Here is a 14104-nt window from a genome sequence, read left to right on the forward strand (position 1 = left end):
CCGGGCGGACAGACGCCCGAATGCCCGCATCCAGTCGCTTGCGAAGGTAGCCCGTGAATTATCGGCCCAGGGCGGCCTGGGCCCGTTGCAGCCACTCGCTGTTATGTTCGCGGGCGTGGCGTGGCCAATGCCTGGCATCGTGCACGATCTCAGCGTAAAGTTCGCGCGCACGCTGGCGGTCGGCCTCGTCGGGCTGCGCCGCTAGCCAATCGGCGTACAGGCAACGTGGTGCGGCGTCGCTTGCGCTCGCGAGCGCGATCTCGAACGCGGCGCGTGTGCCTGGCGCGCCAATCGCGGCCAGAGCCCGTGCGTACAGCAACGCGGGCTCCGGCTGCCGGCGGCTGAGAGGATTGGCGGCGAACAGTTTTTCCAGCGCATCCTGCGTAGCCGAAGCATTGCCGTTGGCAAACTGCGCACGCGCCAGCCCCTGGAGTAAAGCCGGATCGGATGAGAACGGCCCGCTGGCCGCTGCCTGGTAATGCTCCAGGGCTTCGGCGGCATTTCCTGCATCGAGCAGCGCTGCAGCCAGCCGCATGCGATGCTCGACGGTCGGCGCGCGATCGAAATACGTGCGCGCCTCGCGTACCGCCCGGTTGGGATCGACAAGCTGCGAAATGGCCCTCGTTGCCGCCCTTGCCCCACGCGACTGGCGCAGAGAGGGCAAGTAAATGACAAAGAAGTAGACCGCACTGCCCAGGCCGGGGAAAAGAAACAGGATCAGCAGCCAGTACATGTTCTGCTGGGTGCGCACGGCATGCACCGCAAAGAACACGGCGATGATGACGTAAAGGCTGATTCCAAAGATGCGCATTGACGAGAAGGTCAGTTGTGGGGCGTTGCCGATGGTACGTCAACGAAACGGCCGAGCGTTATTGTGACAGAAGCGCGCTGACATGCCTGGTAGCTCGGCGGGCTCCTTCGCGCACCACGCCTTGGTGAGCCAGCTACAGACCCGTCCTGCGCCCCCGAAAGCGACCCTGTATGCGTAGAACGTCGCGATGATCCTTTGCCTCTGGCGGCAGCGTTTTGGGCGGCGTTCATCGATAGGCGCTCAGGCTGACCCGCTTGAACAACGAGCGCGGCCACGTCCACATGGCATGGCTTCGCACAAGCCACCCGCTTGCACCGCTATAATAGAAGGTTGGAGCCGCGGTGGCAGAAGGCATCTGGAACGGCAGGTCGCCGGTCGAATTTCCACGGAATTTGCCGGGCGCCCGGGCAGGTCAGGGTTTGCGCGGTGCGTCGGCGTCTATGAGACACACGGTTTCGGCGTCCAGGCTTGCACCAGCTTCATCGCCTTCCGGGTTGGCAATGGGCAGGACCGTTCGATGGACAGGCTGGCCCCTTTCATGCGCCCCTGGTCATCGTACGATCCCGTTGCGCGCTTGTCTGGTGATGACTTCGGGGCGGAACGACCTTCCCCGCACATGCTCGCTTCAGTTGCTCATCGTGAAGTTGCTTGAGTTGTCCGGTCTGGTCAGTTTGCAGCCCCGCGTACAGCTTTTTCCGCCGATGGAAGGTCTGCATCCGGGATGCTCACGTAGCGAACAACGCCGCCACCAGCATGCCGGTCTCCACCTGTTTCAACACCGCCACGATTCCGTGGTGATCACATTTCAGTACTCATGCTACGTCTAAGCGAAGTCAAACTCCCGCTCGACCATCCCGAGAGCGATCTCGAAGCCGCGATTCGCGCGCGCCTCGCGGATCTCGGCGTGCCGGCAGACGGGCTCATCCGTTACACCGTGTTCCGCCGTGCGCACGACGCACGCAAGCGCTCAGACATCAAGCTGACCTATATCGTCGATGTCGAACTCAGGGACGAAGCGGCCGCGCTCAAGCGGATGGCCGGCAAGCCGCATTGCGGACCGACGCCGGACATGGCGTACCACTTTGTCGCGAAGGCTCCCGAGCACACAGATTCCTTGCGCCCCGTCGTAATCGGCATGGGGCCGTGCGGCCTGTTCGCAGGACTAATCCTCGCGCAGATGGGGTTCCGTCCGATCATCCTCGAACGCGGCAAAGCCGTGCGCGAGCGCACCAAGGACACCTTTGGCCTGTGGCGCAAGTCCGTACTGAACCCGGAATCCAATGTGCAGTTCGGCGAAGGCGGGGCCGGAACGTTTTCCGACGGCAAGCTCTACAGCCAGATCAAGGATCCGAACCACTACGGCCGCAAGGTGCTGGAGGAATTCGTCAAGGCGGGCGCACCGGAAGACATCCTGTATCTGAGCCGGCCGCACATCGGCACTTTCCGCCTCGTCAGCATGGTGGAAAAAATGCGCGCCAATATCGAGGAACTGGGGGGCGAAGTGCGCTTCGAAACCAGGGTCGAGGACATCGAAATCGATCAGGGCAAGGTGCGCGCGCTCAAGCTGTCGAACGGCGAAACGTTGCGGTGCGATCACGTGGTGCTGGCCGTGGGCCACAGCGCGCGCGACACCTTCCAGATGCTGCACGATCGCGGCGTTTATATGGAAGCCAAGCCTTTTTCACTCGGGTTTCGCATCGAGCATCCGCAGGGGCTGATCGATCGCAGCCGCTTTGGCAAGTTTGCGGGCCACAAGCAACTCGGCGCGGCCGACTACAAGGTGGTCCATCACTGCAGCAATGGACGGGCCGTCTACAGCTTTTGCATGTGCCCTGGCGGCACGGTGGTCGCGGCCACCTCCGAGCCGGGCCGCGTGGTCACCAATGGCATGAGCCAGTATTCCCGGGCCGAGCGCAATGCGAATGCGGGTATCGTCGTCGGCATCACGCCGGAAGAAGACTATCCCGGCGGTCCGCTGGCCGGCATTGCGTTCCAGCGCAAATGGGAAGAGCGCGCATTCGAACTCGGCGGCGGCGATTACCACGCGCCGGGTCAACTGGTCGGAGACTTCATCGCCGGCCGGCCGTCGACGTCGCTTGGTTCCGTGGTGCCGTCGTACAAGCCGGGCGTGCGCCCGACCGATCTCAGCACCGCACTCCCAGACTACGTGATCGAAGCAATCCGTGAAGCACTACCCCAGATCGACAAGAAGATCTCAGGCTTCGCGATGCACGATGCAGTGCTCACCGGCGTAGAGACGCGCACGTCGTCACCGCTGCGGATTCGACGCAAAGACGACTACCAAAGCATGAACGTCGACGGTCTGTATCCGGCCGGCGAAGGCGCGGGGTATGCGGGTGGTATCTATTCGGCCGCCATCGACGGCATCGAAGTGGCGCAAGCGTTGGCACTCAATCTGACGTCGGCGCCCATGCGCTGATGTGCCGGACAGGATCGGCGCGCGAAGGTCCGTTAGCTCGGTGAAGTCGACGTTCAAATCAACGTGAAAACCCGGGGGGCCGGCGCTCCCGCGCCGGCGGTTTGACAGGCGCGAGACGGGCGGCGGATACTGGATCGCGCGGTCGCCCGCTTGTGCCCGGCGCCGCGCGTTCCGGGGGAGCGCCGTGAAGCCAGGTGCCACAGGTTCCGCGTCCGAGTCTGCGTCTGAAAGCGCTGCCGCACCGCGCATGACGACCGTCGGCCTGCTCGGCGACCTGACGGCGGGCGCCGTCTCGACGCTCGTCATGCTCTGCTACGCAATGAGCCTGGGCACGCTGATCTTCAGCGCGGACCTCGCGCGCTACGCCGAACTCGGCGTGCCTACCGCGCTGGTCAGCTGCATCGTCACGGCGCTGGTGATCGCGCTGACCAGTTCGATGCGCCTGAATATCGCCGGGCCGGACAGCAATGCGACTGCATTTCTCGCAGGCGTGGCGGCGGGCGTCGCGAGCAGCGTGCGTGCCGACGGCGGCTCGCCGCAAACCATTCTTCTGACTGTACTGATCGCCATCGCGCTGTGTTCGGTAATGACGGGCATCGTGCTGTACGCGATCGGTTCGTCGAAGCGCAGCCGTTCATTGCAGTTCCTGCCGTATCCCGTAGTCGGCGGGTTTCTGGCGGGCACCGGTTATCTGCTGCTGGCGGGCGCATTCCGCGTGGCGACGGGCGAGTCCCCGCAGTGGCACACCCTGCCTCTGCTCACGCATCTGCACTGGCTCGCGTGGATGCCGGCGCTGTTCATCGGTGTGCTCACAACCGCTCTCACGCGCGGCCGGCAGCACATTGCCGCGCTGCCGTTCGTGCTCGCGTGCGGGATCGTGCTGTTCTATCTGTCGCTGCACTTCGCCGGACTGTCTATCGACGATGCGCGCAATATGGGCTTGCTGCTGCCTCATGTGAAGCTGCACTTCTTCCCGGATCTGCACGTATCCGCGCCGCTCGCCAATGGCGCCATCGACTGGGCCGCGATCGCGGCGCATCTTCCGGAGACACTCGTCGTGACGTCTGCGTCGGCAATCACGATCCTGATGAACTCGACGGCCATCGGCGCGGCAACAGGCGAGGACGTCGACCTGAACCGCGAAATGCGCGCGGCGGGCCTTGCCAACATCGCGAGTGGTCTGCTCGGCGGGATGGTCGGCTACCAGTCGTACAACCGCTCGATGCTCAATGCGCGCACCGGCGCGACGAGCCGCATGGCAGGCGTATTCGCAGCGCTCGCGTGCCTTGTCGCGCTCATGGTATCGCCTGATCTGGTGGCGCTCTTTCCCGTCCCCGTGCTGGTCGGGCTGCAGCTCTTCATGGGGCTGCGGCTGCTGATGCAATGGTTGGTCGGCGCGTATGCAAGGCTCAACTGGTACGAGTACGCGCTCGTGCCCGGCATGCTTGCCGTCGTGGCGCTCTATGGCGTCGTTGCGGGCGTGATCGCGGGCGTCATTGCCGCGTGCGTGATGTTCACGCTGCTGTATGGACGCGTGAGCTGCGTGCGCATGGCATTCGATGCGACCATGCGCACCTCGACAGTCGAGCGCAGTATCGAGGATGCCGCGCGTCTGCGCGAACTCGGCACGCAGCTATGCGGGATGTGCCTTCAGGGCTTTCTGTTTTTCGGCACCGCGAATTCGATTCTGCAACGCGTGCGCGAACGGCTCGAAACAAAAGATGCCGTACCTGTGCGCTATATCGTGCTCGACTTCGCGTCGACCAACGGCATGGATGCGTCGGTATCGATCGCCTTCGTGAAGCTGCGGCAACTGTGCGCGTCATCGGGTGCCGACCTCGTGCTCACCGCGTTGCCCGCGCGCTCACGCAGTCTGCTCGTGAGGACGGGTACGCTGAACTTGCGGATACACGAGTTCGCCACGCTCGATGCGGGTCTCGAATGGATCGAAGACACACTGCTCGGATCGGGTTCCGCGATGCAGCCATCGGGGGAACAGCATTTCCGTGCGACACTCGCTCCGCATTTCACGCCGCCTGCGCTGGAAAGGCTATGTGAGTGCCTCGAAGTACGCGATCTCGATGCAGGTCAGCACCTGTTTTCGCGCGGCGAGCCGGGCGACGCGCTTTATATCGTCGAGCGCGGACGCGTCGCCGTTTCGCTGCCGCTGCCCGACGGCCGGCTGGTGCGGCTGCGCTCGTTCGGCCCCGGCACGGTGGTCGGCGAAATGGCCGTGTACACGCAGACCACGCGAAGCGCCGATGTGATCGCCGAAACGCCGACGCGCGTTCACCGTCTGTCGGTGCCCACACTGCTCGCGCTCGAACGTGAAGACCCCGTCACCGCACAGCAGTTTCACCGCTTTCTGATCAAGACGATTGCGTCGCGGCTCGCTGTTGCCGATGAAGCACTGCGTGCCGCGTATTGAGCGCGTTGGGTGTTGAAGGCGTGCTAGCTCCGGTCAGCTGGATCGTTCTCGACGAAAGCCGTTAGCGACAATGGCCATGAAGCTTGACGGTTGCATTGATGCTTGCAGTGCAACCGGCAACGCACAGCCTACGAAAAATCAGTTGATCGCGTGACGTCTTCCCACGCGTCGATAGCCGTTTGCATCGTCGCAAGCTTTCGTCGTACGACACTCAACGCATCGCTACCAAGCAGAAGATGGACGGGCGGATCGGGATGTTCGACGAGATCCAGCAGCACGCGCGCAGCCTTGTCCGGGTCGCCCGCCTGTCTGCCGTCCTTTGCATGGCGGGCCTGGCGAACGGGATCGAACACCGCGTCGTAGTCCGCAATACTCCGTTCGCTGCGCACCATCGAGCGGCCCGCCCAATCGGTGCGAAACGAGCCCGGCGCAACGGCCGTCACGCTGATGCCGAAACCGCGCACTTCCTGGGCCAGCGACTCGGACATCCCTTCGAGGGCGAACTTGCTGCCGCTGTAGTACGAGATGCCGGGAAAGGTCGTGAGGCCCGCCATCGACGTCATGTTGATGATGTGACCGGTTCGGCGCATGCGCATGGACGGCAAGACAGCCTTGATCATTGCAACGGCGCCAAATACGTTCACGTTGAACTGATGCAGCAGTTCATCGAGCGAAGACTCTTCGAGCGTGCCCTCGTGGCCATACCCCGCATTGTTGACGAGTACATCGACCGGCCCGGTTCGTTCAGTCACGGATGCAACGGCCGCGTCGATTCTGGCGAAATCGGTCACGTCGAGCACCACACCGCGAGCACGGTCCGGCTGCAGTTGCTCGAACGCATCCTTCGCCGCTTCGCTCCTGACCGTGCCGATAACGACGTATCCGGCCGACAGCGCAGCTTGCGCGAAAGCGCGCCCAAACCCAGAACTCGCCCCCGTAATCAGGAATACCCGTTGCCGAGATTTGCTCATGGTAACGACCTTGCCAATGCGTGATTGTCGATAGGACCGGGTATCGCTTACCCGGTGACGACACTGTACTTGCGCCAGGCTGGCCGTTGCATCGAATAGCGCTCAAATCAGTTTTTCGCGTGGGGAACAACTTCGCACAATGACGTCTGAAGGTTCAACGCCCTGCTTCGCGAAGGAACGCAAAAAGATCCACGTTGACGCGCTCACGATCGGTCATGCCGATGGCGTGGCCGCTTCCTTCGTATTCGATGTAGCGCGCGTCTGCAATCAGGCGCGCGGCGATGTGCGCGGTGATCTCCGGCGGCACATTGACATCCGAACTGCCGTACAGAATCAGCGTCGGAACGGTCATTCTGGCGAGATCGCCACGAAAGTCCGTGTCGGCCCATGCGCGAGCGCACTCGATGGTGGGGTACTACCTTGGCCTGCTCGCGAATTGAGCCGGCGCGCGACGTGGTTCGCAAGCGATCGCTCTTTGGCTTGCTGCCGGCTCACATCAACCGCGTGTGTCGATCCAGTGGCATGCCCAGCTTCGCGCGTAATCGACCGCGTCGGCCTCGTCGACGAAATAGTCGAGCGAAAAGAATTCGTATTGATTCGGTGAGCGTCGGGCGCCATCGCGCTCGAGCAGCAAATTTGCGGAAAACAGACCATCAGGCAGGCAATGTGCTGACGGACGTACGGTATAGCCCCCGTACTGCTGGGTTGTTGAATTTTGCATTTGTCTTTGATGTTTTGAATTGTATTAGTCACGCCTGGAAAGCATATGCCGCTGAGACGGCAACCAGCATGACAGAGGCGGCTTCGCGCCGTTTAAGATGCGACTGGCAAGCGCCAGTGCGAGAGACGTGGAGCGTGGACTTCGGGGAGAAAACGAATCGGGGCCGTGTTCCGGCCCCGCACTGCTACGCCTTAGACCGGCGTGATGTTTGCAGCTTGCACGCCCTTCGGGCCGCGCTTCGTTTCGAAGCTGACCTTCTGGCCTTCAGCGAGGCTCTTGAAACCATCGCCGCGAATCTCCGAGAAGTGCGCGAACAGGTCGTCACCGCCGTTATCCGGGGAGATGAAGCCGAAGCCCTTTGCGTCGTTAAACCATTTGACAGTACCGGTATCCATACGAATCCTTGAAACAGAAAAATTGAAGAGATTATCGCTCCAGAGTTTGGAGCCAAAGGATCAAGGAGGGAGAGGACAACGAATACCGCCGAGGGGCAACGGAACTATTGATGAACAGCAATCGAACTTCTTGAACTTCGGGGCACAGTAACACCTGTGCGCCACAATTGCAAGGTTTCAATCAACTGGCCCGGGTAATTTTCGACCCGGCGCCAGTTAACGTCATCGAAACGAGCCGCTCCGCTGAACCGCCACTCGCCGGACAAGCGCCTCAGAAGCCGCACGGAGATTGACGACGCGGCTCAATACAGCTTCCTTGGCGGCAGCGCGCGGCGAATCTGTTTGCGCAACCGGGCCACGGCGGCGGCTTTCTTGCGTTTGCGCTCCGTGGTGGGCTTCTCATACGCCGTGCGCGCACGCAACTCCGCGATCAGTCCGTTATTCTGGATTGCACGGCGAAAACGTCGAAGCGCAACTTCGACGGGCTCATTGGGTTTGGGGATGACGGTAGTCAGATCGTTCCTTGAAGTCTTGATTCGATTGATGAAAAGCCGCGCATAGCGAGCGCGTCGTCCGATGCAGACGGCAAAAGACACTTCACTGTACACGCGAAATCTCCAGACCGTCTGGTAATTTGCACGGTCTTCGCTGAGAACGAGGCAGTGGGAGCCCCACCGCGTGGACCCGGCGCAGTGAGTTCTTGCGACAAAGTTTGTCGTTGCAGCCCGCCTCGTCAGAACGAATGCCGCACACCGACAATCGCGCCGAGCTGGGCGACGCCCGCTGCGGGCGTCGTGCCGCCGCCGCCTGCGCTGACGGAATAGCGCGCGTGCGCGCTATTCCACAGGTACGCAACATTGCCGTAAACAGCCGTTCGCTTCGACAGGAAGTAGGTGGCGCGCAGGCTCGCCAGCGTTGCGCGCGCGTCCTGCTGCTGCACGACGACGCGGTAGGCTTCCCCATCGACGGCGAACGCGGGCGTCACATAGTATTGCGCGCCAAGGTAAAACAGATTCGAGCGCACGTCGCCGCCCGGTCCGTTCGATTCGACGCGGCGGCCGATCCATCCACCGCCCAGCTTCACGCCCGCGACGTTCACATAGCCGTTCGCCTGCAGACGCGCATCCTTGTCGCCGCTGTCGTGAATCGCAAACGGCGTGACGCCATCGAAGAAGTTTGCCGCTGCATTCGTGCCACCGCGTTGTTCGTCGTACGCTGTGGCCACGCCGAAGTAGGTGCCGTCGTACTTCAGCATCGCACTCCATTCGCGGCATTGATTCACATCGCCGGGCACCTGTCCCGCGCAGGTCCCCTGCCCTGGAGAATTGCCCGTCCCCGCGCCGTCGCGTCCAAACGACCAGGACGCGCCGAACGTGAATCCATAGAACTTGCCTTTATAGACGGCCGTGTTGTCGCTTCTCGCATTCGGCAAGAACGCGTCCAGCGCGCCAATGCCGTAGATGTCCGGCCCGAGAATATCGGCATCCGACATCGCCCAATAGGACATCGTGTATTGACGGCCAAACGTGAGCGAACCCCACGGCCCTTCGAGTCCCACGAGCGACTGTCGCCCGAACAGCCGTCCGCCCTGCCCCGAGTCGCCTCCGCGCAGGTTGAATCCGCTTTCGAGAATGAATACGGCCTTGAGTCCGCCGCCAAGATCTTCGGCGCCACGTATCCCCCAGCGTGAAGGCAGTTCGCCCGTGATGCCCGGCATACGGATCACATGATCGCCTGCGGCATTTGCATGGGAAACATACTCGATGCCCGTGTCCAGCACGCCGTACAGCGTGACGCTGCTTTGCGCAAATGCGGACGCGCTGAAAAGCCCTGCTGCCAATGCCACAACCCTGCCGTATTTCATGAAGTCTCCTTGACCACCAATCATTATTTCGGATGACGAATTTAAACGTCTCCGCATGAGTGCATGCCAGGCGAGCTTAGGGTTGGACAATAAAAGCAACAACGGGGAAAACCTCAACGCCTCCATGCAGATCGAAGCGGCGAGGAAAAAGCGGAAGGATTTTGCTACTCCAATTCGATTCGAGCGGTTGGCAATTCTTCTGTCGACAGCGCGATACGTGGGACAAATCTACTGATACGGAGATGATGCGCACACGTAGCGCGATGAAAAATCCGAACGTGAAATGTATTCAATCCAATCTTGAACGCCCTGAATCGGCGAGCTCGACTCGTCGAAGCTGTCGCATGTCAAATCCAGCGTCTGACTCGCGAACAGTAGTCGGCGTACCGTTGCGCGTGCAACCTGAACATGTGCGCTTCTTCGAACCTGACCTGAATCTGGACGAGCAACTCGGACATCGCCCAGATCACCAGCACGGGCCATGTTCCCACCACCAGCAATTGGCCCAGTATCGTTACGCGGATGCCGAGGTAGATGGGATTGCGCGACAGCGCGAACGGGCCTGCCGTGATCAGTTCGGTTCGCGTGCGCGTATCGACGCCCATTCGCCACGCGGTTCCCATCGTGGCCTGTGCGCAAACCACCCATATCAGCGCTACAACCATGCACGCGACGCCAATCCACCGTGTCCATTCCTGATCGAACCATTGCGCGACGAGTTGTCCGTGTTCGCCAGTGATGCCGTAGAACATCAGAAAGACGCCGTCGACGACGGGCAGCCAGAAATAGAAGCATCGCGCGACAAAGTCGTGCGCCGATTCGCCGCGCGAGAACGACACGGCGTCGTGTCGGTTCGTTCGCGCAATCAACATGCGCCCGACAACAGCCGTTGCGCCAAACACACCTGCGTGAACGAGAGGAAGGAATCGCCAGAAATCGGAACCGGTGAAGTGCATAGTGTGGATGCAGTGACCATTGTGGACCGGCATGTTCTCACAACGCGCAAAGGAACACCGGGCGGGCGCACGGTCCATCTCGCGCCGTTCAAGATGAACGACCGCACTATGAATAACGTGCATTGTGGACTTGCAATAGTTTCGCTTCTTCGAGTGATGCGGCTATGGCATCTTGAAACCGCCATCACGCACATCGAAAGCGCGCATCGCCGCGGCGGAGAAGACGTGCAAGGCACTCAATCCACGGAGGAAACGCAATGTCTCAAACCCCCACTACCAGCACCAAGGATCAGCTCGTAGCACGTTGTCTGCCGTTTCTCGAAGAAGTGAGAGACATGACCACAGGCGTCGAAGTCGAGCAATGGCTGAACACGAAATACGGCGTCGATAGCGAGCTGTACAAGGATCTCGCCCGCCTCATTACGCTCGGCGTAGAAGAAGGCTGGGCGGCCGACGTCGAGATTTCTGGACCGAAGTACCGGCGTGCGCGGCTCGTCGCGCCTTCTGCGGAAACGTTCTTTTTCAGCATCACGGCGGTGCTGATGGACAGCACCGACAATGCGCAGAACAACCCTGAAAACGCGTTTCGCGGCGACTACCACTCGCATCCGTATGGCGAGTTCAATCTCGTCGTGCCGCTCAACGAAGGCGCCGCGCTCGCTGGCCCAAGCGGATGGTGCTACGGCGGCTGGACCGCGCCCGCGCCAGGCAGCCATCATTTTCCCGAGGCAAAAGGCGGTGCGGTGATCGCGCTGTTCTTCCTGCCCTCGGGACGCATTGCATACGAGATCACGCCGCCCGCGAAGTGAACTGCACAAGAAGTACTGCGAGCCTCAACAGAGGCTCGCAGTAATCGCATCCAGCTTCAACAGTTCACCGCTAGTGCGCGAGCGATTCGCCCTCCGCGACATCCTCCACGCCTGCGCTCGAACACGTCGCCTGCTTGATCAGCAGGGCCACGCACGCGACCCCGCCCGATACCGCAACGACCGTGAAAATGCCCGGCAGACTGACCTGCTGCCGCGACAACTCCGCGACGAGAAACGAACCCGCGATTCCGCCGAAGCGCCCGACGCCAAGCATCCACGCGACACCCGTGCCGCGTCCCGCCGTTGGATAGAATGCAGCCGCGAGAGCGGGCATCGACGCCTGCGCGGTGTTCACCAGCACACCGGCGATAAACACCGCGCACATCAGCAGGCCGATATCACCGACTGCCTGGCCAATGGCATACACGCTGATCGCACCGAACGCGTAAGCGGCCGCCACGACGCGATTGGGATTGAAGCGATCCATCAGCATGCCGCACAGCACCGTCCCCACGCCGCCCAGCGGAAACAGCGCGGACACGAGCGCGGCGCGTTGCGGGCTTAGTCCCGCATCCTTGAGAAGGACGGGCATCCAGTTGACCAGTCCGTAGAAGATGACGAGACCCATGAAGTAGCACAGCCAGAGCATCACGGAGCCGAGAATGAATGAACGCGACAACACGATACGAATGCCGCCGCTCCCCGGTGCATGCCTGACGGATTCCTGCATGACGAAAGCATGCGCAAAGCGCGCGTCCGCACTGATGCGAACCATCACGTTGCGAATCTTCTCGACCGGCTGCTGTCGCGCGACCATGTAACGGATCGACTCCGGCAGCCTGAATGCGAGCACGATGGCGAGCAGCAACGGCACTGCGCCGCCGAGCAGCAGAACGCTGCGCCAGCCCAACTGCGGAATCATCCACGCAGCGAGAAATCCGCCCAGGGCGGCGCCCAAAGGGAATCCGCAGAACATCAGATTGACGATCGTGGCGCGCCGGCCGTCGGGACAGTATTCGCTCATCAGCGTGACGGCGTTCGGCATCGCGGCGCCGAGTCCGACGCCCGTGACGAAACGCAGCGTCGTCAACGCGGTCAGATCCTGCGCGTAAGCCGAAGCGAAACACGCCACGCCGAACAGCAGCACGGACAAGGTCAGCACGAGGCGTCGCCCGCACCTGTCCGACAGAGGTCCCGAAAGCAAGGCGCCGCACGCGAGCCCAAAGAGCGCGGCACTCAGCACAGGCGCAAGCGCCGCCTTGCCGATATGCCACTCCGACAGCAGCGAAGGCGCGATAAAGCCGATCGCGGCCGTATCGAAGCCATCCATCAGCACGATGACGAAGCACATCGCAAATACGAGCCACTGAAAGCGGGAGAAAGGGTGCTCGTTGATGAGCGCTTGTATATCGACAGTCCGGGTCTCTTCCATTGCATCCTCACTGATGGGATTGAATTGTCGGCATCGCCACGTCAGCGCTTGCTGCGTGCCTCGCCGATCTATCGGGGGCCAAGATTAAGAGCGCCAGATATGGCCAACAACCCGGCGAAGCACGCACGCGGCGCGCACATGCCCCTCGTGCGGCGTGGCAAGCATCGCGCGATGCATCCGGGTTGAATCGAGAAGACCTATGTTTTCAGGCCGTTTCGACGACGTTGACGAGATTGCGCACCATGGCGCGCGCGCAGTGAATTGTTTGCATACCGATCTTGCACAGTCCGGATCAACAGCTGCGAACCTGCCGTGCGACGTCGGCGAGCTGGTGCCGCAGCCATTGCAGCGCCGGGTCGGTGTCGTTGCGTTCGTGCCAGACGGCGCGCACGGCAGCGTTGTGACACTCGTAGGGTGTCGCGCACATTTTCAGTTCGCCGTAGCGCTCCAGTTCACGGCCAAGCGATGACGGCACGAGCGCGAGCATGTCGCTGTGACGAAGCAGCGCGGGAATGGCAAGCGAATGCGCGACCGACATACGCATGCGCGGCACGTCGGTACCGTCGGCGAATGCGCGGTTGAGCGCGTCGCGATTGAACATCTCCGATTGCCGCGCGAGTCCGCGCTCGACGATGAAGCCGCTCACCGCGCCCTCTTCCTCGCCGCCCTGCGAAACCGCAACGAGCGGATAAGCGAGCAGATCGTCACGCGTAATGGACGGGTCGGCGCGCCCGGCGACGGGGTGGTCCCGATGAAGCAGCACCACATCCGTCTGCTCCCACAACTGCGCCGACCGCAAGCGCGTCGGCACGTCCGCGAATATGCCGATCGCCACATCGATCCGGCCGACGTCGATCTGGCCGGCGAGATCGAGCCGCGTCGACGGACGGATCACCAGGTCCACGAGCGGCGCTTCCGCGCGCAGCCGTTGACTGAGCCGCCCAAGCACCAGCAACGTGATGTAGTCGTTCGCCGCGACGACGAACTTGCGTTGCGCGACGCGCGGATCGAACGCATCCACGCCCAGCGCCGCCCTGATCTGCGCCAGCGCGCCGCGCACCTGCGCCGCCATGCCGACAGCGCGCACCGTTGGCTCCATGCCCTTGCCCGTGCGCACGAAAAGGTCGTCGCCGAGCATCTGGCGCATGCGCCCAAGCGCATGACTGATCGCCGATTGACTGAGGTTCAGGCGCTTGCCCGCCAGGGCGAGATTGCGGTCTTCGAAGATCGCGTCGAATACGCGCAGCAGGTTCAGGTCGATGCGATCCGCGGACATG

13 protein-coding genes and 1 pseudogene are annotated in these 14104 nt (G+C 62.1%); 3 read left to right on the forward strand and 11 right to left on the reverse strand.

Going from position 1 to position 14104, the window contains the following annotated elements; all coding sequences use genetic code 11:
• Nucleotides 1-58: 58 nt before the first annotated feature.
• Entirely contained in the window at nt 59-811 is a 753-nt protein-coding gene (locus tag H1204_RS24420) for a hypothetical protein (RefSeq protein WP_180731123.1), read from the reverse strand.
• A gap of 620 nt (nt 812-1431) precedes the next feature.
• Nucleotides 1432-1620: pseudogene (locus tag H1204_RS51510) on the reverse strand (hypothetical protein); the annotation flags it as partial.
• A gap of 5 nt (nt 1621-1625) precedes the next feature.
• On the opposite strand from H1204_RS51510, the gene H1204_RS24425 reads away from it, so the two are divergent.
• Both H1204_RS24425 and H1204_RS24430 read left to right on the forward strand, forming a co-directional pair.
• Nucleotides 1626-3251 carry an NAD(P)/FAD-dependent oxidoreductase gene (locus tag H1204_RS24425; protein ID WP_180731124.1) on the forward strand — a complete coding sequence of 542 codons (1626 nt, stop codon included), beginning with the start codon at nt 1626-1628 and terminating at the stop codon, nt 3249-3251.
• A gap of 247 nt (nt 3252-3498) precedes the next feature.
• Entirely contained in the window at nt 3499-5679 is a 2181-nt protein-coding gene (locus tag H1204_RS24430; RefSeq protein WP_180731125.1) for a SulP family inorganic anion transporter, read from the forward strand.
• Nucleotides 5680-5807: 128 nt separating this feature from the next.
• Here the strand turns inward: H1204_RS24430 and H1204_RS24435 are convergent, their stop codons facing one another.
• The 7 genes from H1204_RS24435 to H1204_RS24465 all read right to left on the reverse strand — a co-directional run bounded on the left by H1204_RS24435 (nt 5808) and on the right by H1204_RS24465 (nt 10502).
• Complete coding sequence (locus tag H1204_RS24435) at nt 5808-6650, reverse strand: oxidoreductase (RefSeq protein WP_180731126.1); 843 nt, start codon at nt 6648-6650, stop codon at nt 5808-5810.
• Between the two features lie 154 nt (nt 6651-6804).
• Complete coding sequence (locus H1204_RS24440) at nt 6805-7002, reverse strand: alpha/beta hydrolase (protein ID WP_180731127.1); 198 nt, start codon at nt 7000-7002, stop codon at nt 6805-6807.
• A 144-nt stretch (nt 7003-7146) separates the two neighbouring features.
• A complete protein-coding gene (locus tag H1204_RS24445) occupies nt 7147-7371 on the reverse strand; it encodes a hypothetical protein (RefSeq protein ID WP_079488055.1) in 225 nt (74 codons plus the stop codon).
• Nucleotides 7372-7562: 191 nt separating this feature from the next.
• Nucleotides 7563-7766, reverse strand: a complete 204-nt coding sequence (locus H1204_RS24450) for a cold-shock protein (protein ID WP_007580847.1) — start codon at nt 7764-7766, stop codon at nt 7563-7565.
• Between the two features lie 302 nt (nt 7767-8068).
• On the reverse strand, nt 8069-8281 hold the full coding sequence (gene rpsU, locus H1204_RS24455; RefSeq protein ID WP_039900353.1) for a 30S ribosomal protein S21: 213 nt from the start codon (nt 8279-8281) through the stop codon (nt 8069-8071).
• Nucleotides 8282-8499: 218 nt separating this feature from the next.
• On the reverse strand, nt 8500-9630 hold the full coding sequence (locus tag H1204_RS24460; RefSeq protein ID WP_180731128.1) for a porin: 1131 nt from the start codon (nt 9628-9630) through the stop codon (nt 8500-8502).
• 347 nt (nt 9631-9977) lie between these two features.
• Nucleotides 9978-10502, reverse strand: coding sequence for an isoprenylcysteine carboxylmethyltransferase family protein (locus tag H1204_RS24465; RefSeq protein ID WP_243468661.1), 525 nt, complete (start codon nt 10500-10502; stop codon nt 9978-9980).
• Nucleotides 10503-10843: 341 nt separating this feature from the next.
• Between H1204_RS24465 and H1204_RS24470 the strand changes: the two genes are divergently transcribed.
• Nucleotides 10844-11395 (forward strand): DUF4863 family protein, encoded by a 552-nt coding sequence (locus tag H1204_RS24470; RefSeq protein ID WP_180731130.1) that lies wholly within the window; start codon nt 10844-10846, stop codon nt 11393-11395.
• Between the two features lie 70 nt (nt 11396-11465).
• Here H1204_RS24470 and H1204_RS24475 read toward each other — a convergent pair whose 3' ends face one another.
• Nucleotides 11466-12827 carry an MFS transporter gene (locus H1204_RS24475; RefSeq protein ID WP_180731131.1) on the reverse strand — a complete coding sequence of 454 codons (1362 nt, stop codon included), beginning with the start codon at nt 12825-12827 and terminating at the stop codon, nt 11466-11468.
• 292 nt (nt 12828-13119) lie between these two features.
• Nucleotides 13120-14103, reverse strand: a complete 984-nt coding sequence (locus H1204_RS24480; protein ID WP_180731132.1) for a LysR substrate-binding domain-containing protein — start codon at nt 14101-14103, stop codon at nt 13120-13122.
• Nucleotide 14104: the final 1 nt, after the last annotated feature.

The sequence above is a fragment of the Paraburkholderia sp. PGU19 genome (genome assembly GCF_013426915.1).
In the GTDB taxonomy this organism is placed as follows: domain Bacteria; phylum Pseudomonadota; class Gammaproteobacteria; order Burkholderiales; family Burkholderiaceae; genus Paraburkholderia.

Excerpts from the sequence above, each read along its gene's own strand:
- H1204_RS24420 (WP_180731123.1), bottom strand. The coding sequence starts at position 811 with ATGCGCATCTTTGGAATCAGCCTTTACGTCATCATCGCCGTGTTCTTT.
- H1204_RS24425 (WP_180731124.1), top strand. The coding sequence starts at position 1,626 with ATGCTACGTCTAAGCGAAGTCAAACTCCCGCTCGACCATCCCGAGAGC.
- H1204_RS24430 (WP_180731125.1), top strand. The coding sequence starts at position 3,499 with ATGACGACCGTCGGCCTGCTCGGCGACCTGACGGCGGGCGCCGTCTCG.
- H1204_RS24435 (WP_180731126.1), bottom strand. The coding sequence starts at position 6,650 with ATGAGCAAATCTCGGCAACGGGTATTCCTGATTACGGGGGCGAGTTCT.
- H1204_RS24440 (WP_180731127.1), bottom strand. The coding sequence starts at position 7,002 with ATGACCGTTCCGACGCTGATTCTGTACGGCAGTTCGGATGTCAATGTG.
- H1204_RS24445 (WP_079488055.1), bottom strand. The coding sequence starts at position 7,371 with ATGCAAAATTCAACAACCCAGCAGTACGGGGGCTATACCGTACGTCCG.
- H1204_RS24450 (WP_007580847.1), bottom strand. The coding sequence starts at position 7,766 with ATGGATACCGGTACTGTCAAATGGTTTAACGACGCAAAGGGCTTCGGC.
- H1204_RS24460 (WP_180731128.1), bottom strand. The coding sequence starts at position 9,630 with ATGAAATACGGCAGGGTTGTGGCATTGGCAGCAGGGCTTTTCAGCGCG.
- H1204_RS24465 (WP_243468661.1), bottom strand. The coding sequence starts at position 10,502 with ATGTTGATTGCGCGAACGAACCGACACGACGCCGTGTCGTTCTCGCGC.
- H1204_RS24470 (WP_180731130.1), top strand. The coding sequence starts at position 10,844 with ATGTCTCAAACCCCCACTACCAGCACCAAGGATCAGCTCGTAGCACGT.
- H1204_RS24475 (WP_180731131.1), bottom strand. The coding sequence starts at position 12,827 with ATGGAAGAGACCCGGACTGTCGATATACAAGCGCTCATCAACGAGCAC.
- H1204_RS24480 (WP_180731132.1), bottom strand. The coding sequence starts at position 14,103 with ATGTCCGCGGATCGCATCGACCTGAACCTGCTGCGCGTATTCGACGCG.